Below are 24769 nucleotides of genomic sequence, written 5' to 3'. Positions count from 1 at the left end.
CATAAAAATTACCGCTTGAAGCGGTGAGAGGCCTTGTATGCGATTGATCAAAACCACCGCTGTTGCCATCGCACTTTCTAGCGCACTGCTTATGAGCACATTCGCTCAGGCGCACCCGAAATTGCTCTCCTCTACCCCGGAGGAAGGCGCGGTCGGCGCGGCCCCCGGCAAGATCGAACTGCACTTTTCCGAAAACCTCATGACCCAATTCTCTGGCGCGAAACTGGTCATGACCGAAATGCCCGGTATGGCCCACCCCCCGATGCCCATGAAGGCCAAAGTCTCAGGCGGCAGCGATCCGAAAACCATGGTTATCACGCCGCTCTCTCCATTGCCCGCTGGTAGCTATAAAGTCGAATGGCGCGCGGTGTCATCGGACACTCATCCGATCACAGGCAACGTTTCGTTCAAAGTGAAGTAACTGATGAGCGATTGGGGCAGCATTGCCCTGCGCTTCGGCTTGTACATGGATTTGATGCTGCTCTTTGGCGTGGCGCTTTTCGGGTTGTACAGCCTTAAAGGACGAGAGCGAGTGTCGGGAGCCGTGTTGCCGTTTCGGTCTATGTTGGCGGGGACGACGGCGCTGGGTGTACTGGTGTCTGTCGCCAGCATGGTAATGATGGCGAGCGCCATGAGTGGGGAGTCGGACTTCGCTGAGCTGCTTCCGCATATTGAAATGATGGTATTTGAGACGGACGTAGGGCTGGCCTGGGTCGTGCGAATCATCGCGTTAGTTGTTGGCGGTTTAGCGGTGATGCTCAACCAGCGTGCGCCTGGCGTTAGCTTGTTGGTCGCAGCTATTGCCGGCGGTATCGCCCTGGCTAGTATTGCCTGGAGCGGTCATGGGGCGATGGATGAAGGCAGTCGTCGTTATTGGCATTTTGCGATGGACATACTGCACCTACTGGCGGCAGGCGCCTGGTTTGGTGCATTAGTCGCTTTTGCCAGGATGGCAATGCTCGACACGCTGCAAACCGAAGAGAGCATCAGATTGCTGGCCCGGGCCGTCACCCGATTCGAATCGGTGGGCGCTTTGATCGTAGTCGTCATCACGGTCACAGGCGTCGTGAACTATCTGTTCATCGTGGGCACAAAACTCGATGCCGTGCTTCTAAGCACCTACGGGACTTTGCTGATCATCAAAGTGGTGTTGTTTGCCGGGATGCTGGTGCTGGCCGCATTGAACCGATTTCACCTTGGCCCGCTTTTGGAACGGTCGTTGCGGGAGGGGGAATATCGAGTGGCGGTTAATGCGTTAAGGCGCAGCGTGTTGGTCGAGTTATCGACAGCGGTTTTGATTGTGGGGCTAGTGGCTTGGTTGGGAACGTTAAGTCCCGATCTGGAGATAGCCTCCAACTAGTGTTGCCAAGGCTTGTTCATCATAGCTATTGCGAGTGAGCAGGAGAATGGCAGGCATGACGTCGATCAAAAACCTGCCCATCAATCTGTTCGGTTCAGTCATGGGCCTGGCCGACCTGATATTCGTGCCGCTGAGTAAACAACAGAGGATAATCGTGTCTTGGAGTCGTGGCGCTTGCGTGAACGTCTAATGCCTGTTCACGAAGTCAGCCATCCGACTGTCGAGATTCGACCTGCCTGGTTTCCAGGACAAGGGGTACATATCCGATGCACAGCACCTCCCATTTTTTGATCTCCAAAGGAGCCCGCCATGCCCTTGGGCAAACGTGAACTTGCACGGATCGAGCGCCGTTTGATAGCGACACTTACCGACGCATGCGAAACAGCAAAATCTGAAATCAAAGGCTTTACCTGGCTCACCCATACGGCTGATTTGAACGCGCTTGCCCAAACGCTGAAGGTGACCTGGGTATTCGAAACGCTGGCCGACAAAAAGCTCGCCCAGGCTAACGCGAAAGTGCGGATTCTTGAGCTGACGGCCATCGCGCTGAACGAGGCAAACATCGATCTGGAGCCTTCGGATCATACTGTCCGATTCGACTCTGAGGAGGAGTGCCAACGCACCCATGGTGGCGATTGGCAGAAACGCCTGGCGCCATCAGGCGTGACCAGGGGCCATTGACCCGCTCACTCACCCGCCCTGCGACGCGGCGGGCGAGTGAATGTGCTACCTCCCATTGAGCTACAACGTGTAGGAAATACCGACCTGAACCGTCCTCGGCGCACCAGGGTAGGCATAGACATTGCCAAAGGCGCCTTCTTCATAATCTCGGTCGAACACGTTCTTCACATCGAGATTCAGCCTGACCTTGTCGTTGATTTTGTAGAAACTGAGCAGATCGACGACGGTGTAACTGCCCATCGAAAACGCTGTGTTCGCCGTCTGGCCTGCACGTTCATCGACGTACTTGCCACCCACACCCAAACCCAACCCCTTTAGATTGCCATCCTGGAATTCGTAAACGTTGAGCAGGCTGAAGCTGTTCTTCGGAATATTCATCAACCGGGTGCCCGACTCGATCACGTTGTCCTTGGTGACCTCGGCATCGACATAGGCATAACCGCCAATCACTCTCCATTCTGGGGTTACATTGCCAGCCACGTTCAGATCAAAACCACGGCTGCGTACTTCGCCAGCCGCCACGCTGAAGGTCGAGTCCACGGGGTCGGTGGTCAGGACATTGCGTTTTTCAATCTGGTAGATCGCCGCGTCCACACTCAGCTGGCGATCCAGCGCTTCCCATTTGATACCCATCTCATAAGACTTGCCCTTTTCCGGGTCAAAGCCGCCACCCTCTCGGCTGGCCCCGCTATTGGGTTTGAAAGAGCGTGCGGTATTGGCAAAAACAGCCACAGTATCGGTCAGGTCATACAGCACGCCGAGACGTGGCGTCACCGCATTGTCGCTCGCTTCCCAGCTCCTGCCACCCGGCACAAAGGTTTCGTAGTCATGCTCGAAGCGCTCGAAACGGGCGCCCGCCAAGACTTTCAAGCGCTCAGTCAACGCCACCTGATCCTGAACGAAGGCGGCGTAGGTCTTGAGATTTTCCTTGTCGTTGGTCGGCGTGCGGGTCAGTGCAGGACGCGGCTGGCCATACACCGGGTTGAAGATATCGATCGGGTAGGCACTCACCGCACCGCTGGAGCGCTGAATGATGGACTTGTAGTCGTAATCCTCGTACTCGACTCCGGTCAGCAAGGTGTGATCGAAACCACCGGTGGAGAAATGCCCGGTGAGGTTCAGTTGGGTGTCCTTGTCTGTCCACTCCAGCTTGCGGTAGTTGAAGTTGCGCCCCAGCGTGCGCCCATCAGCGGCGACGCCATTCGCTTCGATTGCGTTGCCCTGCAAGGTGCCATCGAGCCACTGAAAACCACCGCCCAATGTCCAGTTGTCATTCAGGAAGTGCTCGAAACGCAGCTGGGCCATGTTGTTGTCGTTGTGCAACTTGCCAACGTCTTTTTCACCGAAAAACGTGTCACGCGACGCGGTGCCAATCTGATTCGGATAGCGTGTCACACCGCGATCCAGCGGGTGATTGTTGCGCATGAAATCGCCTTCGAAGATCACCTTGGTGTCGTCGTTGGCCTGCCACGAAATAACTGGCGTCACGCCATAGCGTTCGGTTTCAACATGATCGCGGAAAGTATCACCGCCCTCTCCCACCACATTCAGGCGATAGGCCAGGCGGCCCTCTTCGTCAAGCGGACCAGAGGCATCCAGCGTGCCACGCTTCATTCCCTGATCATTGAGTTGGCTGCCCAGCGTGACGGTGCGCTCGGCCAGCGGCTGCTTGGAGACCACGTTGAACGTGCCGCCAGGATCGCCTCGGCCGTAAAGAGTGGTCGCAGGGCCGCGCAATACTTCAAGCCGCTCAATGGTGTTCGCATCCGGCATGTTCGGATAACCACGGTTGATCGGGAACCCGTTGCGATAGAACTCACCGGTGGTAAAGCCACGCACGGTGAAGGTGGTCAGCCCCTGGCCGCCGAAATTGTTGGCCCGTCCCACCCCGCCGGCGTAATCGAGCGCGTCCTGCAACCGGGTTGCACTAATGTCCTCGACGACATCTTTGGTCACCACGCTGATGGACTGCGGGGTTTCGTGGATCGACGTGTCGGTACGCGTTGCACTGGCCGAACGGGTTGCGCGATAGCCGTCCACTGGCCCCGTGGCGGTTTCAAGGTCAGCGGTGCCAACAATGTCGGTCGCTTGCAACTCCAGACCGGTTTTATCGGTTGTCGCTTGCTCCGCCCAGGAGGAAACGGAAAACGCCTGAAGCACACAGATAGACAGCAGAGTACGACGCATCTAGGAAGCCTTGAGAGAAAAGCCAAATGGGACGGCATACATGCCAATAAATTCGCGGCGCATGGTATACCGCATCATCAGCTTTTGATAGGTATTCTCATTTGTATTTTCTTAGGCAATGGGCTGAAAAAAACGTGGGTCCCAGGGAATCGAGCAGCAGTAACAGCGGTCGAACGCGAGGCAGGACAACGGCGCGAGGCGCTCGAATGATCGCCTGCCGACCACCTTTGCCTCTGGGAGAGCCCATTGTCAGCCGTCTTTCTACGTCAAGTTTTGCGCTTGGCGATACCGCTCTTCTGCGTTGGCACTTCGTCTTCTGCTTTCGCCTGCCCGGAAGGTCAGTACCAGGTTTGTGTGGTCGCCTGTTTTTGTGCTCCTGGCTCCAAGGAGGACACCGGGGAGATCTTCGAAAACATGAACCAGATAGCGGCCGCTGGATTACAGAACTGGATCGTTCAATCGCGCAACACCGCGGCAACCGGCGATGTTCGAACAATCCCGCTGAATATCCGTGCCCAGCTCGAACCCTACTATGACATCCAGGTGCTCGATTCGGCCCGCTACAAGGTCGGCGATGATGCAGAGTTGAACGCCGCGCACACCATGCTGCAGAACCCCGATATAAACGCAGTCACACTTGTAGACATCATCGTCTTTCGCAGTCAGGACGATGCACTGAACAACGTCGCGCTATGGGCGCATGAGTTGAAGCACGTGCAGCAGTACCAGCAATGGGGCGTCAGCGAGTTTGCCACTCGCTACACCCGTGACTACACAGCCGTCGAGGCGCCCGCCTACGAGATTCAAACCCAGGTCGCCAAAGCGCTGAGAGCCAGCGCGGCCCAGCCAGGTCTTCCTCCAGATCCGTGAGTTCAAAGGGTTGAACGCCAATCTGCTGCATCGACCGATTGAATCCACAATCAAAGGCTGCCAGTGGATGGAGCGATGGAAAATGACAGCTAAGCTTCCCTCTACTGTTGGGCGATCTATTTAGAGTCAGCCCTTCACAACAGCCTCGGAGAGGAGCCAATGAAACGCTTCGTCATGCTCATCGCGATCTCTTTGCTTACCACTGCTTGCCAGAGCGATAACGGCGTCACCCGACTCGACAATTGTGTCTGCTATAAAACGGTCGAGGGACAAAAAACGCAGACATCACCCATGGCCTGGCAAGACCCCGAAACGTTGCAGGAACAATTCTCACATTGCATTTGCCGAGCCTTGGTCGACCTGAAGAAGGCCGATGATCCCAATCAGTTTTTCGTGCCCGGGACTCAAATAAGAACGGAAATAAAACCGCAAACAAAATAAGTGTCGTGGTCTGACACACTGCATGACGTCGGTACTGACTACGTGGATGACACTTTTGAAGTGAACCGCTGCAGCGCCTGCCTCGATAATCGATAGCTTACTGACGAACTGTCGAGGTCAAGCATGACGAGCACAACTACAGAACAAGTCAGCCCAAAAACACTCAGAAGAGTGATTGTGGCTGCTGGCATCGGCAACTTCGTCGAGTGGTTCGACTTCGCCGTCTATGGCTTTCTGGCCACGACCATCGCCCAGCAATTTTTCCCCAGCGGCGATGCCAGTGCCGCGCTGCTCAAGACCTTTGCGGTATTCGCCGTGGCTTTTGCGTTTCGGCCCCTTGGAGGGATTTTCTTCGGCATGCTGGGCGACAGGATCGGCCGCAAGCGCACCCTGGCGATGACGATTCTGCTGATGGCCGGTGCGACGACCTTGATCGGTCTGCTACCCACTTATGCAGCGATCGGGGTCACGGCGCCCATTCTTCTTTCCCTGATCCGTTGTGCCCAGGGTTTTTCCGCCGGGGGAGAATACGCAGGTGCCTGTGCCTATCTGATGGAGCATGCACCGAGTGATAAACGCGCCTGGTACGGCAGCTTCATTCCGGTGTCGACCTTTTCCGCCTTCGCCGCGGCAGCCGTGGTGGCCTACGCACTCGAGGCGTCCTTATCGGCCGAAGCCATGGGTAGCTGGGGCTGGCGCCTGCCGTTCCTGATTGCCGCGCCGCTGGGCCTGGTGGGTCTTTACCTGCGCTGGAAGCTCGATGAGACACCGGCATTCCAGGCGGTGACCCAGGAACATGCAGTGGCCCATTCCCCACTCAAGGAAACCTTGCGCAACCATGGTGCGGCCATCTGTTGCCTGGGCGCCTTTGTGTCGCTCACGGCGCTGTCGTTTTATATGTTCACCACCTACTTCGCGACCTACCTGCAAGTCGCCGGTGGCCTGAGTCGCGCAACAGCGTTGCTGGTGTCACTGATTGCCTTGCTGTTCGCAGCGGCGATCTGCCCGCTGGCCGGGCTGTATTCGGACCGGGTTGGGCGTCGAATGACGGTGATGACCGCGTGCGCACTGTTGATTGTGGCCGTGTATCCATCGTTCCTGATGGCCAGCTCCGGCTCGTTCGCAGCGTCCGTCGCTGGCGTTATGCTCCTGGCTGTTGGCGCGGTGTTGTGTGGAGTGGTCACGGCGGCCTTGCTCTCGGAAACCTTCCCTACCCGCACTCGATACACCGCCTCGGCTATCACCTACAACATGGCGTATACGATTTTCGGCGGCACTGCACCGCTGGTGGCGACGTGGCTGATCAGCACCACCGGCAGCAACCTGTCGCCGGCGTTCTATCTGATCGCGATTGCATTGCTGGCGCTGGCGGGTGGACTGGCATTGCCGGAGACGTCAAGGATTTCCCTGCATGACGTGCAGGCGCAGGCGCAGGGGAAAGGTGCAGGCGTGCGGGCTGTGGCCTGAAGCACTACTTGACTGGATGTAACCCCCTGTAGGAGCGAGTCCGCTCCGGTCGGCATTCCGACGAAAAATGTCCAGACAACGCGCTCATCCAGACAGGGCGCGTTATCGTTGACGTCCATCGCGAGCAAGCATCGCTCCTACAGGGAAACATGTTCGCTTGAAGTCAGGTCGGCTGTCAGGCCGCCTCGCTTTTGTTTTTGATCGCGAGCGCCCCGTTAACCACGATGGCCGAACGCAGGCATTGCGCAGTGGGTAAACCGGCAGGACGCCGGTTTAGCCGCGCTGGGCCAGGGACGGCCCATCGCGGCGACCCACGGAGCAATGCCGGAGAGAGGGCATGCCGAGCCCTAGCGAGGCACCGAGTGGTGGGGCAAAGCCTTTTGGTTCCTTTTTGCTGGGCCGGCACTCCGGCGTTTGAAAATCGGCATAGGAGGCGGCCATCTGGCCGCGCCCCTGCCACACCACCCGGCATGCGGGTCCGCACCGGGCGGTTCGAGAAGTTGAGGTCAGCAGAGTCGAGGTAGACCCAATCGGTCGAACCACGCCACCGTAAGCACTCCATGGATCAGACCGACACTGTTGTGCCAGAACCTGTGGCTGTTGCTGGCTATCGCCGCGGCCAAGTCAGGCCCTGCTCCAAGTTTGCGCAGTTCACGGTACGTTCTCCTTCCGGTTTTCCATTGTTTGAGCTGGATGGCCCTGAGTCGTCGGCGGATCCATTCATCGAACCGGTGCCAGAGGCGTGGGGTTTGCGATAAACCGAAATACGCTTTCCAACCCAGTAGGTACAGTCTCAGACCTTCCACCACTTGCGACAGGCTTCGGCCTCCATTACGAGACGTCAGCTGTCGGATGCGGCTTTTGAGCGTCTGTAGCGCCTTGCTTGCCACCCAGCGTTTGATCTCGCCTTGAGCTGACAGCCAAAAGCCGTAGCCCAGAAACTTGCGGCCAAACGCACTGGCAACCGCGCTCTTGCTCTCGTTCACTTGCAGCCTAAGTCGATCATAAAGGCGACGGAGCACTGCCATTACCCGCTGACCGGCCTTGAGGCTGTGGACGTAAACGTTCGCATCGTCCGCGTACCTGACGAAGCAGTGGCCTCGTCGCTCCAACTCCTTGTCCACCTCGTCCAGCAATACATTGGCCAGCAAGGGTGAAAGTGGGCCGCCTTGCGGCGTCCCTCGTTCACTGGCTAGCACTACGCCATCGATCAACGTCCCGCTGTTCAGATAGGCCCGGACCAGACGCAGAACGCCTCGGTCGGTTACCTTTCTGCTCAGTCGAGCGATCAACAGGTCATGATCAACGCGGTCGAAGAACTGCTCCAGATCGACGTCCACCACAATGTCCCGCCCCGAATGAATATATTGCTGCGCCGCCAGTACCGCTTGGTGAGCGCTGCGACCGGGACGAAACCCATAGCTATGATCACTGAATCCCGGGTCCAGCAGAGGCTGCAAAACCTGCAACAGCGCCTGTTGGATCAGTCTGTCCGTCACCGTCGGAATGCCCAGCTTGCGCTCGCCACCCTCCGGTTTGGGGATCAGAACCCTACGCACCGGGCTTGGCCGATACGTTCCCGCCAGCAACTGCGCCCGTATCACGGGCCAGGCCGTTTTCAGATGCTCGACCGTCTCATCGATCCCAAGACCGTCGACGCCCGCAGCACCTTTGTTGAACCGGACTCGCTTAAGCGCCAGTTGCAGGTTTTCTCTGGTCAGGGCTTCTTGCAGAAGCCCTGACCCCATGCGGTTCAGGTCATGACGCGGACAACCAGCTTCATCGCTGGACGCTTCGCGTCGGGTTTCACCCGTCGCAGCTCCGTCCCGCCCCGGTTTCCCGGGCATCTGATGCAAGGCCTGTTGTATCGCCATGGTGAACCTCACTCCTTCTCGTTCAGCCCTTCGCTGCAACGCAGCTACTACGGCCTCTGCTGACTTCTCGCTCCGGCTTGCGCCGTCGCCCTTTCAGGCATGAGGCGAGATCTCCCCAGGTAAGAACGCCATCCTTCACCGCACAACCGCCGCATTTACGTCCCCGGCACTTTGGCCACAAGAGCTTCGCAGAACCTTGGCTGCTCGCCCTGACCGGTGACGCCTCAGATGCGGTTCGTGTACCTCGGCTCGCGGTTTACGCTCCACGCTTCCTTCCCACACTCGGTCACCCTCATGCAGTTGCGCTTCGCTTCATTCGCTGTGGCCAGCTTAAGAGAGGACTTTCACCTCTAGGATGGCGCCCATGCTGGGCGCACAAGGGACTCGCCGTAAGGGCGAAACCATAAGCGGCCGTTACCGCAGAAATGGATATGTACCCCAAAAAATGGCCGGAGCAGCCGCACAAACGCTGCAAATCCAACAATAATAGACGCCAAACCACCAAGGCAGAGCCCCCCGATTGAGCATCGATAACCGAATCAAATTCCGTCATCTGCTATGTTTTCTCGAGGTAGCGCGCCAGGGCAGCCTGGCACGTGCCTGCGACAAGTTGGCAATCAGCCAGCCGGCGCTTTCCAAGACCCTGAAGGAACTGGAAACCCTGCTGGAGGCCAGGCTGTTTGAACGGGGTAAAAAGGGCTCGACGCTGACCGAGGCCGGCGTGGCCTTCCTGCGATACGCAGGGCCGAGCGTGCAATCGCTTCGCGACGGGGTCAACAGTTTGCGCTCGGGTGTCCATGAGCCCATAACCGTGCAGCTCGGCGTGCTGTCTACCGTCGAAAGCCTGTTGGTACCTGAAGTTGTCTGCCGTTTACACGACCGCCACCCGGCGTTGGTGGTCAGTGTCGTGACCGGCCCAAGTGCCTACTTGCTATCCCGACTGCGTGTCGGTGAGCTGGACCTGGTGGTGGGCCGGATGACCGATAGCCCACTGATTCTCGGGCTGGCGTTCGAACACCTGTACAGCGAATCCATGACCCTGGTGGTACGTAGCGGCCATCCGGTGCTCGCCGATCCGCAAGGGCATAAAAACCTCGAAGACTATCCGCTGATATTGCCGTCGGCGGGGACGACGATCCGCAAATTCGCCGACAGCCTGTTTGTGCAGCACGGGATAACGCCATCACGCCAACGCCTGGAAACCCTGTCGGTCGCCCTGAGTCGACGCTACGTCCAATGCAGCCAGGCAATCTGGGTCGCCCCTTTCGACGCTGTCAGGCAGGACTTGAGGCAGGGTGAGTTGGTCGAGCTGGATCTGGGCATGCGTGAGCCGGGTGGCTCCGTGGGGCTCTGCACGAATCCTGCGTTGCCGGTGACACCGGCGGCGCAGTGGTGCGTGGAGGCACTGCGTGAGGTCGGCCAGGAGTATCGCGAGGGCAAATATCCATAACCATCTGGATATGTATACGGTCGTTTTTTTCAATTTTGGGTTAGGTCGTACAAGAGGACACTGGGTTACCAGACGCTGCCAACGCAGTGCCTTCCTCCGTCCCACCAAAACAATAGGAAAATCGACATGTCTGATGCGCACGACAGCCGCTTCGTCATTCGTGACCGTAATTGGCATCCCAAGGGCCTGACGCCTGACTACAAGACTTCGATCCTGCGCTCCCCCCGCCAGGCTCTGGTGAGCATCCCCCAGTCTTTATCCGAAACCAGCGGCCCGGATTTTTCCCATCTGCAGATGGGTCGGCACGATAACGATCTGCTGTTGAATTTCAATCACGGCGGCCTGCCCATCGGCGAACGCATCATCGTGGCGGGCCGGGTTTGTGATCAGTACGGCAAGCCGATTCCCCACACCTTGGTGGAGATGTGGCAAGCCAATGCCGGTGGCCGTTACCGGCATAAGAAAGACAGTTACCTGGCCCCCCTCGACCCGAATTTCGGCGGCGTTGGTCGTGCGTTGACCGACCGCGATGGCAACTACAGCTTCCGCACCGTCAAACCCGGCCCCTACCCATGGCGCAACGGCCCCAACGATTGGCGCCCTGCGCATATCCATGTCTCCATCAGTGGCCCGTCGATTGCCACGCGCTTGATTACCCAGCTGTATTTCGAAGGTGATCCGCTGATCCCCATGTGCCCGATCGTCAAGTCGATCGCGAATCAGGACGCGGTGCAGAGTTTGATCGCCAGGCTGGATATGAGCATGGCCAATCCCATGGATTGCCTGGCTTATCGTTTTGATATCGTCCTGCGCGGTCAGCGCAAGACCCACTTCGAAAACTGCTGAGGAGGCCTGCGCATGCCCGTTCAACTTCTGCCTGAAACCCCGTCGCAAACCGCCGGCCCTTATGTCCATATCGGCCTGGCGCTGGAAGCTGCCGGCAACGCGCCGCGCGAGCAGGAAATCTGGAATGAGATGGCCAAACCTGGCGCGCCAGGTGAGCACATTTTATTGTTGGGCCACGTGTATGACGGTAATGGTCACTTGATTCGCGACGCGTTCCTGGAGTGCTGGCAGGCCAATCACGAAGGCGTCTACGACAGCGCTTTCGATCTGGAAAAACCCTTCAATTGTTTTGGCCGTACCGCGACGACCGATGTCGGTGAATGGACGATCAAAACCGTGAAGCCTGGCGTGGTGAAAAACGCCTCGGGCGTTCCCATGGCTGCGCATATCAACGTGGCGCTGTTTGCCCGGGGCATCAACATTCACTTGCAGACCCGGCTGTACTTCGACGACGAACCCGAGGCGAATGCCGTGGATCCCGTGTTGAATCTGATCGAACAGCCCCATCGTCGCGAATCGCTGATCGCCAGGCGCTGCACGGTGGATGGCAAGCTGGCGTACCGCTTCGATATTCATGTTCAAGGTGAAGCGGAAACCGTGTTCTTCGACTTCTGACGACGCGGTATGGGCCTGCCGTTCACTTGCATGACCAACGCACGCAAGATACGGTCTGGGTCATGACTCCACTGCGCATCAAATCGACCACGAACACCACGACCGCCACGGGCGGGTCGTGAACGTTTTCGTGAGCTGAAAAGACCGGAAACCCAAAGACCCGCCAGCAATGGACCGGGTCTTTTTTTTGCCCCACGGCGCTGGCTCAAACTTAGTCGACCCATCCTATCAAGGCAAAGGCATTGGAAGGTACCTGATGGCAAGCGCCACTCAATCAGCTCGACCCTTCCTGACGCTGATATTGCCGCGGACACACGCCAAACCGGGCGCGAAACTCGCGGGAGAAATGAGCACCGTCGGAGAAGCCACAATCCATGGCAATCTGCGTGATGCTGCTCTGGCTGTTCACCAGCAGCCAGCCGCCGTACTCGACCCGCAGCGAGCGTTGGAACTCCATCGGTGAAAGCCCCAGCGACTGCTGGAACGCACGCGTCAACTGGCGCCGCCCGAGCCCCACATAACGCGCAATGGCATCCAGGGTGGGCAGGCTGTCCATGCGTTGCTCGATATAGTGCGCAGCCTGGCGCACGCGCTCATCCTTGATGTCTGCCAGATTTGCGTAGAAGTGCGCCTGTGGCTGCCGTCCCTGACGAATCCCCTGCAGCATCATATGCCGCACAGCCTGCTGGGCTTTTTCCCGTCCGCAATGCCGGGCTACCAGGTACAAACCCAGGTCGATGGCTGCAGTCGAGCCGGCACAGGTGATCAGGTCGCCCTCATCGATGAACAGATGATCCACCGCTGCCGGGGTCTTGGGAAAACGTGCACGAAACGCATCCAGCACATTCCAGTGCACGCACACCGACCGATTGCCAACCACACCTGCCTGCGCCAGGGCGAAAGTGCCGGTGCAGATGCCCAGCAACCGCGTGCGGCTCTTCGCTATGCGCTGCAGCCAGTCGCGAAAATGGGCCGGCAGATGGGTGTTGAGATAGTCGTTGCCACCGCAGATGGCCACATAGTCGAACGCGTCCAGGTCTTGGGCCAGGCCTGCGGACACTTCCAGGGTGATCCCGGCGCTGGAGGTTCGCGGCAAGCCGTCGACGCTCATCACGCGCCACGCCGTATGGATCTGCCGGCTGCCGCCACCCAGGTCGGCGGACAAGCGCAACACATCAATAAAGCCGGAAAACGCAGCCAACGTGAATTGATCCAGAAGGACCAGCCCCACTGACAGCTGCGGGCGGTTTCCCGCCCCGGCTCCGAGGGAGTCAGGCAGATGGCAATCCTGGTTTATCTGAGTCATTTTTGGCATGACCTAACTATTCAACTTTAAGACCCCGAAGTGCAAGCGCTCGCATCAACGATACGAGCAAGATGCAGGCAAGGGGAACAAGTCCAACAACGCCCCAGAGGACACACGATGAAACTGAAGACAGGTAAGAAAATCACCGTCGCTCTTTTAGTTACCGGCTGCATATCCTCACAGGCCGCCCTGGCTGAACAGCAAAAGCTGACCGTTGCGTTGTATGGCGGCAACTGGGGTGAAGCCTTCCTCAAATGTGTTGCAGAACCTTTCACGCAAGCGACCGGGATCGCCGTTGCAGCGGAGGTCGGCACCTCGACCACCACCTTGGCCAAACTCCAGCAACAGAAGTCCAGCCCGACCATTGATGTTGCCTGGATGGACGGCGGCATCAGTGAAATGGCCTATGCCGCCGGCGTCGTCGCCGATCTTGATCCCGCGGCCATCGCGAACCTCAAGAACGTGCAGGAAAAAGCGGTATACGCGAAGGATGGCCATACCTTCGCCGTCAGCAGCGGCTTCTACTCCCTTGGCCTGACCTACAACACCAAGGAAATCAAAGAGGCGCCTGCCAGCTGGAAAGATTTGTGGAAACCGGAGTATGCCGGCGCCATCGCCCTGCCCTCGCCCGCCAACTCTTCCGGAGTGCCGTTCGTGTTTTTCATGGCCGATGTCTGGGGCATCGACCGGGCAAACCTGGAGCAGGTCTACACCAAGCTGGGCGCGCTGGACACCGCGCTGTTCTTCGACAGCTCGGGTGCCGCCACCAATGCCTTTCAGAGTGGCGAAGCAATCATCGGCGCGCACTTCAACGTGGGTGCCTGGGACCTGATCGACAAGGGCGCGCCCATCGGCTTCACCATTCCCAAGGAAGGTGCCTGGGCCACCGATGCGCGCCTGCACCTGATCAAGGGGGCGAAAAACAGCAAGGCCGGCGAGCAGTTCATCAACACCGCGCTAACCAAGGAAGCCGCGTCCTGCCTGGCCGGCAAGTTGTACCTGGGCCCGGCGGTGAAAGGTGTCGAAGTCGCTGAAGATGTGGCTCGCAAACTGCCATGGGGCGTGGGCGGTTCGATCGATAGCCTGCGCCTGTTTGACTGGAGCCAGATCAACGCGCAACGCGCCAGTGTCACCAACGACTGGAACCGCAAAGTCACCGCCAACTAGCTCAAGAGGTCTGCAATGTCAGTTTTGTTGAGCATCGACAGCGTCTGTAAAAACTTCGGGCCATTCCAGGCGCTGGACAACATCCACCTGGATATCGAACAGGGCGAATTCATCGTCCTGCTCGGCCCCAGCGGTTGTGGCAAAACCACCTTGCTGCGTTCGATCGCCGGCTTCATGCAGCCCGATTCCGGCACCATCGCCATCGACGGTCAGGATGTCAGTCGTCTGCCGCCTTACCGTCGTCCCCTCAACACCGTGTTCCAGAACTACGCGCTGTTTCCGCACATGACCGTACTGGAAAACGTTGCCTACGGACCGCGGCGCCAGGGTGTCAATCGCACCGAGGCACGGCTCAAGGCCCGGGAAGCATTGGCGATGGTTGGCCTTGAAGCCCTGGAAGACCGTTTCCCCCGCGGCATGTCCGGTGGACAGCAGCAGCGCGTGGCCCTGGCTCGCGCCATCGTCAACCAACCGAAACTGCTGCTGCTCGACGAGCCGCTCTCGGCGCTGGACATGAAACTGCGCAAGCGCATGCAGCTTGAGCTCAAGCATCTGCAAGCCAAGCTGGGTATCGCGTTCATCTTCGTCACCCACGACCAGGAAGAAGCGATGACCATCGCCGATCGCATCGTGGTGATGAATGCCGGACGCATCGAACAGGTCGGGACCAGCAGCGAAATTTACAGTAAACCCGCGTCGCGTTTTGTCGCGGACTTCATCGGCGAGGCCAACCTGATCGGCTATCAGGCCAGCGATAACGGCGAGATTCGCCTGGCGATCCGGCATGAGCCGATCTCACGCACTGAAAAAAACCTGCTGCCGCATGGGGTGGCCGTGTTGCGCCCCGAGCATGTGCAGGTGCTTGATGCGTCGACCCCGGAAACTGCCGGTCGTCATGAAATCCACGGCACAGTGACCGATGTCGTCAGTGTCGGCAGCCACACCCTGGTCCACTCCGTGATCGACGGGCAGCTCATCGTGGCGCGCACCATGGGCTTGCCTCGGGCCGACCTGATTGCCGGCAGCGCCGTGCGCCTGGGCTTCCATCCCGAGCATCTGCACCTGATCGGAGAGTCGGTATGAAACGCACGGCGCTCGCTCCGTCGCTGCTGCTGTTCGGTGCCTTGGCGTTTTTCACCGCGTTTTTCCTTGCGCCTTTCGCCGTGGTGATCTTCGCCAGTTTTACGCGCAATGCGGATCTGGCGTTCACCCTGGAGCACTACATCCGCGTGCTGGGCGACCAGTACCACTGGGGTGTGATTCTGGTGACGCTTGCATTGCCGCGCTGACCACCCTGATCTCGTTGCTGCTCGGTTATCCGCTGGCCTGGTATCTGGTGCGCGTCGTGAAATGGCGCGCCTGGCGCAGAGCCTGCGTCATCCTGTTGGTGGTGCCGATGTTCACCAGCAACATCGTCCGCTCGTTCGGCTGGATGGTCCTGCTGGGGCGCAAGGGCCTGGTCAACCAGAGCCTGCTGGAGACCGGCCTGATCGATACACCGGTACGTTTTCTAGGCACCGAACTCGGCATCCTGATCGGCATGGTGTACATCCTGCTGCCGTTCATTGTGCTCGCTGCCGGCAATGCCCTGGCCCAAGTCGACCCGGCCTTTGAGCAGGCGTCCGGGGACCTGGGTGCCAGCCCCCGCGCTACGTTTTTCCATGTGGTGCTGCCGCTGACCATGCCCGGCATCATTTCCGGCTCGATCATGGTGTTCACCTTGGCGGCAAGCGCCTACGTCACGCCGGCGCTGCTCTCCGGGGGACGGATCTCCGTGCTCTCGATGCTGATCTTCCAGCAATACAGTTCGGTCTTCGACTTCAACTACGGCGGAGCGCTGAGCGTCGTGCTGCTGATCTTTACCCTGGTAATGGTCGGGCTTGCCGGGCGTGTCGGGAATATCCGGGGGAGCAATCAATGATCACTCAAATACTGGTCAGGCTGGTGGCCTGGGCCGTGCTGGGCTACCTGCTGCTGCCATTGGTCGTCATTCTCGGCGTCTCCGTGACCGCCACATCATTCCTGGCCTTCCCGCCCCAGGGCTGGACGCTGGACTGGTACGCCAAGATGCTCAGCGATCCAAGCTATGTGGCGTCCTTTGCCACCAGCACCGTGCTGGCCCTGGTCGCCACTTTTGTCGCGGTGCTGCTCAGCGTTCCGGCGGCCCTGGCGATGGCCCGCTACGACTTCCCTGGCAAAGGCGCGATCCTCGCCGCCCTGACTTCACCGCTGGTGTTTCCGCACATCGTGCTCGGCGCGGCGCTCTTGCAGTTCGGGGGCTACTTCGGGTTGACCCGCAGCTTCCTGGCGTTGCTGATTGGCCACACCATCATCATCTCGCCCTTCATCCTGCGCTCAGTGCTGTCGATGCTGACGCCCGAGCAGCGCGCCCTGGAAGAAGCCTCGAGCGACCTGGGCGGTACACCTTGGGCCACATTCTTTCTGGTGGTGCTGCCACAGATCCGGCCGGGGCTCGTGACCGGGTCGATCTTTGCCTTCATCTCGTCATGGATCAACGTGGAGCTGTCGATCTTCAACACCACACCGGACCTCAACACCATCCCGGTCAAGCTCTTCAACTACGTGCAGTACACCGTCGACCCGACCATTGCCGCCGCCTCCGGGGCCACCATCATCGTCGTGGTTGTCGCCGTGATCATTCTGGACCTGTGCATCGGTCTCGACCTTTTGTCAGAACGCAAATAACCCTTTCTCATACATCCCGTAAGCCAGGAGTTTCGTCATGCGCATGCAAGACACGTTCGATGTCATCTATACCCATACCGAAGGCGAACCACTGTGCATCGTTCACAGCGGCATACCCTATCCTGCCGGTTCCAGCATTCTGGCCAAGCGTACGTTTCTCGAGCAGAACTATGACTGGTTGCGCAAGGCATTGATGCAGGAACCCCGTGGCCACAAGGACATGTTCGGGGTTTTTCTCACCCCGCCTTCGAGCAGCGAGTTCGACGCCGGGCTGATCTACATGGACGGCAGCGTGTATTCACACATGTGCGGCCACGGCACCATTGCCGTGAGCATGGCGATGGTCGCCCTGGGCCTGGTGCCACGCGGAGAAAACGGTATCACCAAAATCCGCTTTGAAACCACGGCCGGCCTGGTTGTCGCCGAAGTGGCATCGGAAGGTGACACCGTGCTGTGGACCCGCTTCGAAAACGTACCGGCCTACGTTGCCGCCCAAGACATTCCGATCCAGCTTCCCGGTTATGGCGACCTCAAGGCCGATCTGGTGTGGGGTGGCAACTACTTCGGCATCGTCGACCTGACCGACTGCGACTTGCGCATCAGCCCCGACAATGGCAGCGAACTCTCGAGGCTCGGGTTGCTGGCTCGTGAACAGATAAACAGGCAGCTGAAGATCCAGCACCCCACCGAGGCCCATATCAACGATCTCAACTTCATCACGTTCTGGCACCCAGCGACCATCGAAGGCGCCTTCTACAAAAATGTCCACGTTTTCAGCGCCGGGCAGCTCGACCGTTCCCCCGGCGGCACGGGCACCAGCGCGATGATGGCGATGTTCGAGGCCAGGGGAAAACTGGGCCTGAACCAACCCATATTGTCCGAAGGGCTGTTGGGCAGTGGCACTTTCGAAGGTTGCCTGCTGGGCGAAGTCGACCTCAACGGCACGCGCGCGGTGCGCCCGACCGTCAAGGGCACGGCCAGTATTTTGGGAACCTCGCGCTGGGTGATCGAGCGCAATGATCCGGTAGGGGCAGGCTTCGTCGTCAACTGACACGCTCAAGTGGAGTCTGGAAAATAAAACGCCCGGGCATCCCCCGGGCGTTTGGTTCAAATTAAACACCCGCGCAAGACGAGTGTTTAAGCGTCCTACTGCTTACGTCCTGAAAGCCACAAGACCTTGCGCCGTTGCCTACGGTTACGCCAGAATCCGCCGGCTTGTGCGCCTTGGGGCCACTAGGTAACTTGATTCGCGTCACTGCCCATCAGTGATCGGGTTTAGCAGCCCGTAGATAACCTAAGACGTGCGACGCTCCTATCAGTCAGGTTTTGTGCCTGCATTTGATGGTGGCTGTGCGCAGGGCGCCCTTGGGCGCGCCGGTTTCTTAGGTTCACCGGTCTGCTAACCTGCGTGCAGCTGCCTCCCTCTTCGTTTAGCAGCAGGAGGGTTGGCACATCATTAGGAACCTGAGACATGTCCAAGGTCACACCCGATCCCCCGCACACCGATCCAGCATCCCCATACGAACCCGATTCAAACAAACTCAACGCGGCCGCCGAACGCGCCCTCGACTTTCACTTCCCCTCAACTGCCGATATCAAGGCTACACCGCGCACACCCAGCACCCTGTTTACCGTCGACCCGCAGGCCACGACCGAAACCCTGGCGGTTTATCTGGTCGAGACGCTGGCCTCCGTCGACGTGATGGTTCATCACCTGGTGGATCATCTGGACGGCGGGTCGCGCAACGCCCTGCTGGGTATTTCCAACAGCATCATGCTGGCGGAAATCACGGCGAACCGGATGCTGGATCAGATCGATCCGCCCGCTTGAGGCTAACGAGTCAGCCATGCAGGCTGTGCAGCGGTCCCTTTATGTTGGGGACCGCATTTCCCGACAGGCGAAGCCGACGCGCCCCGCCGCGATCTGGTATCAGCTGCAAGTGCCAAACGAATACAGATGCGCTACTACAATACGCAGAACTCCGGGGTCCTCACAGGAAGCGAGCGAATGTGAATGAAACACAAACTCTGCGTCGTCAGGTTTATTCGGTTCGCATCCGCTTCGCTCGTCATGGTAGCCCCCGGTGCAGTCGCAGAGGATCTCGAACCCAGGTCCTACGCCAATACGCCGGTCGGTATCAATTTCCTGCTCGTGGGCTACAGCGATCTCGACGGCAGCGTGACGGTCAACCCGTCAATCCCGCTCGAAGATGCCAAGCTCAACATAAAGACTGTCGTGTTTGCCTTTGCCAGGTCCCTGGACGTCTGGGGCCGCTCCGGGAAGTTCGATATCGTCGTGCCTGAGGCAAGATTGACCGGCTCTGCTCTGCTCGCCGGTGAACCCAGGGAGCGAAATGTTTCCGGGTTGATCGATCCAAGATTGCGCTTCTCGGTCAACTTATATGGCGCCCCGGCGATGTCCCTGGCTGAGTTCCCCAACTATCAACAGGATGTGATTATCGGCACCAGCCTGGCGATCACGGCGCCGTTCGGCCAATACGACGCTGGCAGGCTGGTCAATCTGGGCAACAACCGCTGGTCATTCAAGCCTGAACTTGGGGTTTCCAAGCGTCTGGGGCAAGTGACCCTGGAATTGTCCGGCGCGGGAACCTTTTACACCGACAATGACGAGTTGCTTGGCGACCACGTACTTTCCCAAGACCCGATTTACCAGGTACAGGCGCATCTTATCTATGCCTTTAGCAACGGTGTCTGGACGTCGCTGGACACGACCTGGTTCGCTGGCGGGCGCACCTCGGTCGATGGGGTCAGAAACGACGATTTCCAGGAAAACACACGCTACGGCGGCACCCTCACGTTACCGTTGAACCGGAACCATTCGCTGAAGCTGCATGCGAGTAAGGGTGGGCATACCCGCACGGGAAGCGAATACGATGTCATTGGCATCGTCTGGCAGTATCGCTTCGGCGGAGGGCTTTGAAACACAGGCCAAATCGCATCGACCGCTTTCCTATCCACCGCCGGTATGGGCGAGTGCGAAATGCATGGGTGAGCTGTTGCAAGATCAGCGCGCGTAACGGTGACATACTCGGATCGGGCTTTTTATCCTGACTACGCCTTTTACCTGCTTCCATTACGTCCTCCTGAAAATAGATCAGAAGGTGTAAACCCTATTCACGAGAACGGTTGAGGATATCAACATCGACTTTTTCAACACAATCGACCAGAAGAAGTCATTCCAACGTTCATAATCAACCCCAACTACGCAGTCGCGGTGGCCAACAACACAGCTGAAAAACCACGGCTAGCAGGTCAACGGGATAGCGTTGAGATCCATAGTTGCACCATCGAAATTCAGTGAACGCGGACCGTATCAACCCTGCGACAGGGCCGATAGACACAGATGACCCGCAATTTTGAGATACAGGTTTTGCACAATCCCGAAGGCTAATTGCCCCGTCCAGCGCCGTTTGCTGGAACTGACCGATGGGATTTTCCAGACCCTGCATGAAAGCCAGACCGCCGGGACAATTCGACTCGGGCTTCAAGAAGATTTTGGGGAGCATTTCCTCAGCAAGATCCCTCGACGCGTCGTCCAGACCTACCCGATGGTGAGTCTGGAAGTGAGGATGCTGCGGGAATTCCCTGGCGAATCGCCCTGACCAACCCCAGCGTTGCTGGCATCTGACGCCACACCAGCCATCAGGCAACTCGCCACGTTGATCGAAACTGGCTTGCAAGAGCATTGAACTCCCGATCCCGGGCCTAGCTCCTAACTCTCAACACACTGCACATGACAATGATGTGGCGATGACCCACCAACAGTTGCATAGCCGCGAGCCCGGCGCGATATTCGAAACCAATCTTCCAGCACGCCTGGACCGCTTGCCGTGGGGCCGTTTTCACACCCTTCTAGTATTCGCGCTAGGCATCACCTGGTTGCTCGACGGCCTGGAAGTGACCCTTGCCGGCTCTGTGTCCGGCGCGCTGAAAAACAGCCCCGACCTGCGCATGAGCAACTTCGATATTGGCTTGGCCGGCGGCATCTACATTGCCGGCGCTGTAGTCGGTGCCTTGCTGTTCGGCTGGCTGACCGATCGCCTGGGGCGGCGCAAGCTGTTCTTCATTACGTTATGGCTCTATGTAGGCGCCACGGCGGCCACGGCGTTCTCCTTCAACCTGGAAAGCTTCCTGCTGTTGCGCTTCCTCACGGGTATGGGCATCGGTGGCGAATACACGGCGATCAATTCGACCATCCAGGAATTCACCCCGGTACGCTATCGCGGCTGGGTCGACCTGACCATCAACGGCACATTCTGGCTGGGCGCAGCGCTTGGCGCCGGCGGGGCCATCGTCCTGTTGGACCCGCACCTGGTCGGCGGCGACCTGGGCTGGCGCCTGTGCTTCGGTATCGGTGCAGCGCTGGGCCTGTTGATCCTGGTGATGCGCCTGTGGCTGCCGGAAAGCCCGCGCTGGCTGCTGATCCATGGTCGGCACGATGAGGCGCGACGCATCGTCGAAGGCATTGAAGCGCGTCTGCGCGAACAAGGCCATGAACTGCCGGCCGTGACCAGCAAGCCCCTTTGCCTGCACGCGCGGGACCATACGCCGCTGGCGGAGATATTCCATACCCTTTTCATCAGATTCCGCCGCAGGGCGCTGGTGGGGATGACCCTGCTGACCGCGCAGGCCTTCTTTTACAACGCGATCTTCTTCACCTATGCCCTGGTGCTCACCGATTTTTACCAGGTGCCCGCCGAGCATGTCGGTTGGTACGTATTGCCCTTGGCACTGGGCAATTTCTGCGGGCCGCTGCTGTTGGGGCGCCTGTTTGACGTGATCGGCCGACGCGTGATGATCAGCTTCACCTACGCAACGTCCGGCATATTGCTAGCGCTCAGTGGCTATGCCTTCCAGCAAAGCTGGATGGATGTCACACAGCAAACCGCGGCGTGGATGGTGATCTTCTTTTTCGCTTCGGCAGCGGCCAGCTCGGCCTACCTGACCGTGGCAGAAACCTTCCCACTGGAAATCCGTGCCTTGGCCATCGCCGTGTTTTACGCATTTGGCACTGGCCTGGGCGGCATCATCGGGCCGATGCTGTTTGGCCAACTCATCCAGACCCAACAGCGCAGCAGTCTGTTGATCGGTTATCTGATTGGCGCTGCGCTCATGTGTGTGGCGGCAGTGGTGCAAGCGGTTTGGGGAGTGGCTGCAGAGCGTCAAGCGTTGGAGCAGGTGGCCAGGCCTTTGTCGCAGGCTGGGGATTGAGGGGGACTACTAGCCAATGCCAAAGACTTGATCAGGCCGCTCGCTTCGTAGAAGCGGATGCGTGAAGGCGCCAATCCGCTGGTTTTCGCCAGTTCGCCTATTCTCATGGTCCACCCCAAAAACCATTGACCTTGAAGTTGACGTTAAACCTGAAGTGATTTGGCAACCAAGCGGCGCAGGTTTAATGCTTTTGGTCATGGCCTCCCTACCACACAGGAGATGCGAGCATGAGTCATGTCACTACGCAGGACGGTGTCGAGATTTTTTACAAAGACTGGGGTCCACGCGATGCCCAAGTGATCTTTTTTCATCACGGATGGCCGCTCAGTGCGGACGACTGGGATGCGCAGATGCTGTTTTTCCTGGCGAACGGCTACCGGGTCATTGCACACGATCGGCGCGGCCACGGGCGATCCAGTCAGGTGTGGGACGGGCACGACATGGATCACTATGCCGATGACGTCGCGGCCGTAGTCGACCATCTAGGTGTGCAGGGTGCTGTGCATGTGGGGCACTCCACCGGCGGTGGTGAAGTCATCCATTACATTGCTCGCCACGGCGAAGACCGAGTGTCGAAGGCCGTCATCATCAGCGCCGTGCCACCGTTGATGGTGCAGACCCCGAGCAATCCAGGCGGCTTGCCAAAGGCGGTTTTCGATGACTTGCAGGCACAGCTCAAAGCCAACCGCGCGCAGTTCTACCATGACGTTCCGGCTGGGCCTTTCTACGGTTATAACCGCCCTGGTGCGAAACCCTCCGAGGGCATCATCCGCAACTGGTGGCGGCAAGGCATGATGGGTTGTGCAAAGGCACATTATGACGGGATCGTAGCCTTTTCTCAGACCGACTTTACCGAAGATCTAAAGGGCATCACGATTCCCGTGCTGGTGATGCATGGAGATGATGACCAGATCGTGCCTTATGAAAACTCCGGGCCCTTGTCAGCCAAACTGTTGCAAAACAGCACGCTGAAAACCTATTCGGGCTACCCACACGGAATGCCTACAACGAATGCCGATACAATCAACGCCGATTTGCTCGCTTTCGTACGAGGTTAGAAAACCGGGGGCGGGTTCACCCTGCCCCTGTCTACTTTTCAAAATTACTAAAACGCTCCTGCAGAAGCCCGCTAATTGGCCCACCCGATCCCCTATCCCGCCGAGGTCGCCCTTGCAGCCTGCACAGGCTCACGGGATGTCACCAGGCCGATAAAGGAAATCGCCAACGCCAGGCCGATGGTCGTGCTCACTTCGGTACGGTGTTCGGGCGTGATCATCATTACCGCCAGCGCCGCACAGATGAACAGGATGACCAGCCAGGTGAGCCACGGAAACAACCACATGCGAAAGGTCAGCTCGACCTTCTGCCGGCGCAGCATGCGCCGCATGCGCAACTGCGACACGGCAATGGCCAGGTAAACCAGCAAGGCAATGGCGCCTGAACTGGCGAGCAGGAATTCGAACAGGCCGGCGGGCATGAAGTAGCTGAACACGGTGATTCCCGCGCCCAACACAGTACTGGCGATCACCGCCGCCCTTGGCACGCCTGCCGACGACGTCACCTTCAACGACTTCGGCGCATCGCCACGGCGCCCCAGCGAGTAGAGCATGCGCGAGGAAATGTAGATCGAGGAATTCATGCAGCTGGCCACGGCAATCAACACCACCACATCGACCAGGAACTTGGCGTGGGGAATGTTCATCAGTTCAAGTGCGCGCTGGTAGGAACCCACTGAAGCCAGCAGCGGATCGTTCCAGGGCACCACGGAAATCACCACAAAAATGGACAACAGGTAGAACACCCCGATGCGCCAGATCACCGAACGCGTGGCCTTGGCAATGTTTTGCGCGGGGTTACTTGATTCGGCAGCGGCGATGGTGACCGCTTCGGTGCCGATGAAGCTGAACATGATGGTGATGAAGGCGCCCACTACCGCCGACAGGCCGTTGGGGGCGAAGCCGCCGTGTTCCGCCATCAGGAGGCTGAGACCGCTGGCTTCGCGCTCGGGAATCCAGCCCATCAACACCGCGAAACCCAAGGCGATAAAACCGATGATCGCCACAACCTTGGCCATGGCAAACCAAAATTCGAACTCCCCGTACTTGGACACACTGAACAGATTGGTCACCACCAACGCAATGATCGAGGCCAGGGCGAACAGCCAGGCATCGATCTGGGGAAACCATTGGTGCAGCACATGGCCGGCAGCCAGCGCCTCGATGGGAATCACCAGGACCCAGAACCACCAGTAGAGCCAACCGATGGTAAAGCCGGCCCAGCGCCCGATGGCCTGGTCGGCCTAGGTAGAAAAAGACCCGGTATCGGGGTTGGCCACCGCCATTTCCCCGAGCATGCGCATGACCAGCACAACCAGCAGGCCGGAGAACAGATAGGCCAGCATGACGGCCGGGCCAGCCGCCGCGATGGCATGCCCCGACCCGACGAACAATCCGGCGCCGATGATGCCGGCGATGGAAAGCATGGTGACGTGACGAGGCTTGAAGCCCTGCGCCAATTGGCCGTTCGAATCCTTGGAACTGGGGCTTATCATTGTGGGCACCGCGACA

Annotated in this window: 22 protein-coding genes and 5 pseudogenes; 22 read left to right on the top strand and 5 right to left on the bottom strand. The window is 58.8% G+C overall.

Annotation, left to right across the window (positions count from 1 at the left end; translation table 11 throughout):
- Positions 1 to 37: 37 nt before the first annotated feature.
- The 4 genes from copC (at position 38) to ACA058_RS09610 (ending at position 2041) form a co-directional block, all read left to right on the top strand.
- Positions 38 to 421, top strand: coding sequence for a copper homeostasis periplasmic binding protein CopC (copC, locus tag ACA058_RS09625; protein ID WP_497638861.1), 384 nt, complete (start codon positions 38 to 40; stop codon positions 419 to 421).
- Positions 422 to 424: 3 nt separating this feature from the next.
- Positions 425 to 1360 carry a copper homeostasis membrane protein CopD gene (gene copD / locus ACA058_RS09620; protein WP_497638860.1) on the top strand — a complete coding sequence of 312 codons (936 nt, stop codon included), beginning with the start codon at positions 425 to 427 and terminating at the stop codon, positions 1358 to 1360.
- Between the two features lie 55 nt (positions 1361 to 1415).
- Positions 1416 to 1550, top strand: coding sequence for a hypothetical protein (locus ACA058_RS09615; protein ID WP_497638859.1), 135 nt, complete (start codon positions 1416 to 1418; stop codon positions 1548 to 1550).
- Positions 1551 to 1669: 119 nt separating this feature from the next.
- Positions 1670 to 2041 (top strand): hypothetical protein, encoded by a 372-nt coding sequence (locus tag ACA058_RS09610; protein ID WP_497638858.1) that lies wholly within the window; start codon positions 1670 to 1672, stop codon positions 2039 to 2041.
- Between the two features lie 60 nt (positions 2042 to 2101).
- On the opposite strand, the gene ACA058_RS09605 is transcribed toward ACA058_RS09610, so the two are convergent.
- Positions 2102 to 4228 (bottom strand): TonB-dependent siderophore receptor, encoded by a 2127-nt coding sequence (locus ACA058_RS09605; protein ID WP_497638857.1) that lies wholly within the window; start codon positions 4226 to 4228, stop codon positions 2102 to 2104.
- A gap of 414 nt (positions 4229 to 4642) precedes the next feature.
- On the opposite strand from ACA058_RS09605, the gene ACA058_RS09600 reads away from it, so the two are divergent.
- The 3 genes from ACA058_RS09600 to ACA058_RS09590 all read left to right on the top strand — a co-directional run bounded on the left by ACA058_RS09600 (position 4643) and on the right by ACA058_RS09590 (position 7006).
- A complete protein-coding gene (locus ACA058_RS09600) occupies positions 4643 to 5098 on the top strand; it encodes an eCIS core domain-containing protein (protein ID WP_497638856.1) in 456 nt (151 codons plus the stop codon).
- 159 nt (positions 5099 to 5257) lie between these two features.
- On the top strand, positions 5258 to 5539 hold the full coding sequence (locus tag ACA058_RS09595) for a hypothetical protein (RefSeq protein WP_497638855.1): 282 nt from the start codon (positions 5258 to 5260) through the stop codon (positions 5537 to 5539).
- 123 nt (positions 5540 to 5662) lie between these two features.
- Positions 5663 to 7006: an MFS transporter gene (locus tag ACA058_RS09590; RefSeq protein ID WP_497638854.1), complete on the top strand. Its 1344-nt coding sequence runs from the start codon at positions 5663 to 5665 to the stop codon at positions 7004 to 7006.
- A 506-nt stretch (positions 7007 to 7512) separates the two neighbouring features.
- Here the strand turns inward: ACA058_RS09590 and ltrA are convergent.
- Complete coding sequence (gene ltrA, locus ACA058_RS09585; RefSeq protein ID WP_497638853.1) at positions 7513 to 8880, bottom strand: group II intron reverse transcriptase/maturase; 1368 nt, start codon at positions 8878 to 8880, stop codon at positions 7513 to 7515.
- A gap of 520 nt (positions 8881 to 9400) precedes the next feature.
- On the opposite strand from ltrA, the gene pcaQ reads away from it, so the two are divergent.
- The 4 genes and pseudogenes from pcaQ to ACA058_RS09565 all read left to right on the top strand — a co-directional run.
- Positions 9401 to 10330, top strand: a complete 930-nt coding sequence (gene pcaQ, locus ACA058_RS09580) for a pca operon transcription factor PcaQ (RefSeq protein WP_497638852.1) — start codon at positions 9401 to 9403, stop codon at positions 10328 to 10330.
- A 126-nt stretch (positions 10331 to 10456) separates the two neighbouring features.
- Positions 10457 to 11176: a protocatechuate 3,4-dioxygenase subunit beta gene (gene pcaH / locus ACA058_RS09575; RefSeq protein WP_497638851.1), complete on the top strand. Its 720-nt coding sequence runs from the start codon at positions 10457 to 10459 to the stop codon at positions 11174 to 11176.
- Between the two features lie 12 nt (positions 11177 to 11188).
- On the top strand, positions 11189 to 11791 hold the full coding sequence (pcaG, locus tag ACA058_RS09570) for a protocatechuate 3,4-dioxygenase subunit alpha (protein WP_497638850.1): 603 nt from the start codon (positions 11189 to 11191) through the stop codon (positions 11789 to 11791).
- Positions 11792 to 11960: 169 nt separating this feature from the next.
- A pseudogene (locus ACA058_RS09565) lies at positions 11961 to 12041 on the top strand (GNAT family N-acetyltransferase); the annotation flags it as partial.
- A 24-nt stretch (positions 12042 to 12065) separates the two neighbouring features.
- On the opposite strand, the gene ACA058_RS09560 reads toward ACA058_RS09565, so the two are convergent.
- A complete protein-coding gene (locus tag ACA058_RS09560; RefSeq protein WP_497638849.1) occupies positions 12066 to 13097 on the bottom strand; it encodes a GlxA family transcriptional regulator in 1032 nt (343 codons plus the stop codon).
- Positions 13098 to 13214: 117 nt separating this feature from the next.
- Between ACA058_RS09560 and ACA058_RS09555 the strand changes: the two genes are divergently transcribed.
- The 10 genes and pseudogenes from ACA058_RS09555 to ACA058_RS09510 all read left to right on the top strand — a co-directional run bounded on the left by ACA058_RS09555 (position 13215) and on the right by ACA058_RS09510 (position 22202).
- Positions 13215 to 14264: an ABC transporter substrate-binding protein gene (locus ACA058_RS09555; protein WP_497638848.1), complete on the top strand. Its 1050-nt coding sequence runs from the start codon at positions 13215 to 13217 to the stop codon at positions 14262 to 14264.
- A 15-nt stretch (positions 14265 to 14279) separates the two neighbouring features.
- Positions 14280 to 15347 (top strand): ABC transporter ATP-binding protein, encoded by a 1068-nt coding sequence (locus ACA058_RS09550; protein ID WP_497638847.1) that lies wholly within the window; start codon positions 14280 to 14282, stop codon positions 15345 to 15347.
- Positions 15344 to 15553 carry a hypothetical protein gene (locus tag ACA058_RS09545; RefSeq protein WP_497638846.1) on the top strand — a complete coding sequence of 70 codons (210 nt, stop codon included), beginning with the start codon at positions 15344 to 15346 and terminating at the stop codon, positions 15551 to 15553. Before ACA058_RS09550 ends, ACA058_RS09545 begins: the two co-directional genes overlap by 4 nt.
- Positions 15554 to 15567: 14 nt before the next feature.
- Entirely contained in the window at positions 15568 to 16185 is a 618-nt protein-coding gene (locus tag ACA058_RS09540) for an ABC transporter permease (RefSeq protein ID WP_497638845.1), read from the top strand.
- The gene (locus ACA058_RS09535) at positions 16182 to 16970 is read left to right on the top strand and encodes an ABC transporter permease (protein WP_497638844.1); all 789 of its coding nucleotides are present in this window, start codon (positions 16182 to 16184) and stop codon (positions 16968 to 16970) included. Before ACA058_RS09540 ends, ACA058_RS09535 begins: the two co-directional genes overlap by 4 nt.
- Positions 16971 to 17007: 37 nt before the next feature.
- Positions 17008 to 18021 (top strand): proline racemase family protein, encoded by a 1014-nt coding sequence (locus ACA058_RS09530; RefSeq protein WP_497638843.1) that lies wholly within the window; start codon positions 17008 to 17010, stop codon positions 18019 to 18021.
- A 420-nt stretch (positions 18022 to 18441) separates the two neighbouring features.
- Positions 18442 to 18801, top strand: coding sequence for a DUF6124 family protein (locus tag ACA058_RS09525; protein ID WP_497638842.1), 360 nt, complete (start codon positions 18442 to 18444; stop codon positions 18799 to 18801).
- Positions 18802 to 18984: 183 nt separating this feature from the next.
- Positions 18985 to 19911 (top strand): transporter, encoded by a 927-nt coding sequence (locus ACA058_RS09520; protein ID WP_497638841.1) that lies wholly within the window; start codon positions 18985 to 18987, stop codon positions 19909 to 19911.
- 484 nt (positions 19912 to 20395) lie between these two features.
- Positions 20396 to 20569, top strand: a pseudogene (locus tag ACA058_RS09515) (LysR family transcriptional regulator); the annotation flags it as partial.
- A gap of 172 nt (positions 20570 to 20741) precedes the next feature.
- Complete coding sequence (locus tag ACA058_RS09510; protein WP_497638840.1) at positions 20742 to 22202, top strand: MFS transporter; 1461 nt, start codon at positions 20742 to 20744, stop codon at positions 22200 to 22202.
- Between the two features lie 23 nt (positions 22203 to 22225).
- Here the strand turns inward: ACA058_RS09510 and ACA058_RS09505 are convergent.
- Positions 22226 to 22309, bottom strand: a pseudogene (locus ACA058_RS09505) (MerR family DNA-binding transcriptional regulator); the annotation flags it as partial.
- Between the two features lie 108 nt (positions 22310 to 22417).
- Here ACA058_RS09505 and ACA058_RS09500 point away from each other — a divergent pair.
- Positions 22418 to 23260 (top strand): annotated as a pseudogene (locus ACA058_RS09500) (alpha/beta fold hydrolase); the annotation flags it as partial.
- A 92-nt stretch (positions 23261 to 23352) separates the two neighbouring features.
- On the opposite strand, the pseudogene gabP reads toward ACA058_RS09500, so the two are convergent.
- Positions 23353 to 24753, bottom strand: a pseudogene (gabP, locus tag ACA058_RS09495) (GABA permease).
- Between the last annotated feature and the right edge of the window lie 16 nt (positions 24754 to 24769).

The organism is Pseudomonas sp. LBUM1649 (assembly GCF_059716155.1).
The sequence above is the reverse complement of the archived record's forward strand: the minus strand, read 5'-3'. Positions and strand labels throughout refer to the sequence as shown.

What these genes read in the sequence shown, in the direction of transcription:
- ACA058_RS09550 (WP_497638847.1), top strand. Translation starts at nt 14,280, where the DNA reads ATGTCAGTTTTGTTGAGCATCGACAGCGTCTGTAAAAACTTCGGGCCA.
- ACA058_RS09590 (WP_497638854.1), top strand. Translation starts at nt 5,663, where the DNA reads ATGACGAGCACAACTACAGAACAAGTCAGCCCAAAAACACTCAGAAGA.
- ACA058_RS09610 (WP_497638858.1), top strand. Translation starts at nt 1,670, where the DNA reads ATGCCCTTGGGCAAACGTGAACTTGCACGGATCGAGCGCCGTTTGATA.
- ACA058_RS09600 (WP_497638856.1), top strand. Translation starts at nt 4,643, where the DNA reads ATGAACCAGATAGCGGCCGCTGGATTACAGAACTGGATCGTTCAATCG.
- ACA058_RS09545 (WP_497638846.1), top strand. Translation starts at nt 15,344, where the DNA reads ATGAAACGCACGGCGCTCGCTCCGTCGCTGCTGCTGTTCGGTGCCTTG.
- copD (WP_497638860.1), top strand. Translation starts at nt 425, where the DNA reads ATGAGCGATTGGGGCAGCATTGCCCTGCGCTTCGGCTTGTACATGGAT.
- ACA058_RS09525 (WP_497638842.1), top strand. Translation starts at nt 18,442, where the DNA reads ATGTCCAAGGTCACACCCGATCCCCCGCACACCGATCCAGCATCCCCA.
- ACA058_RS09535 (WP_497638844.1), top strand. Translation starts at nt 16,182, where the DNA reads ATGATCACTCAAATACTGGTCAGGCTGGTGGCCTGGGCCGTGCTGGGC.
- ltrA (WP_497638853.1), bottom strand. Translation starts at nt 8,880, where the DNA reads ATGGCGATACAACAGGCCTTGCATCAGATGCCCGGGAAACCGGGGCGG.
- pcaH (WP_497638851.1), top strand. Translation starts at nt 10,457, where the DNA reads ATGTCTGATGCGCACGACAGCCGCTTCGTCATTCGTGACCGTAATTGG.
- ACA058_RS09510 (WP_497638840.1), top strand. Translation starts at nt 20,742, where the DNA reads ATGACCCACCAACAGTTGCATAGCCGCGAGCCCGGCGCGATATTCGAA.
- ACA058_RS09595 (WP_497638855.1), top strand. Translation starts at nt 5,258, where the DNA reads ATGAAACGCTTCGTCATGCTCATCGCGATCTCTTTGCTTACCACTGCT.
- ACA058_RS09555 (WP_497638848.1), top strand. Translation starts at nt 13,215, where the DNA reads ATGAAACTGAAGACAGGTAAGAAAATCACCGTCGCTCTTTTAGTTACC.
- copC (WP_497638861.1), top strand. Translation starts at nt 38, where the DNA reads ATGCGATTGATCAAAACCACCGCTGTTGCCATCGCACTTTCTAGCGCA.
- ACA058_RS09560 (WP_497638849.1), bottom strand. Translation starts at nt 13,097, where the DNA reads ATGACTCAGATAAACCAGGATTGCCATCTGCCTGACTCCCTCGGAGCC.
- ACA058_RS09520 (WP_497638841.1), top strand. Translation starts at nt 18,985, where the DNA reads ATGAAACACAAACTCTGCGTCGTCAGGTTTATTCGGTTCGCATCCGCT.
- ACA058_RS09615 (WP_497638859.1), top strand. Translation starts at nt 1,416, where the DNA reads ATGACGTCGATCAAAAACCTGCCCATCAATCTGTTCGGTTCAGTCATG.
- ACA058_RS09605 (WP_497638857.1), bottom strand. Translation starts at nt 4,228, where the DNA reads ATGCGTCGTACTCTGCTGTCTATCTGTGTGCTTCAGGCGTTTTCCGTT.
- ACA058_RS09530 (WP_497638843.1), top strand. Translation starts at nt 17,008, where the DNA reads ATGCGCATGCAAGACACGTTCGATGTCATCTATACCCATACCGAAGGC.
- pcaG (WP_497638850.1), top strand. Translation starts at nt 11,189, where the DNA reads ATGCCCGTTCAACTTCTGCCTGAAACCCCGTCGCAAACCGCCGGCCCT.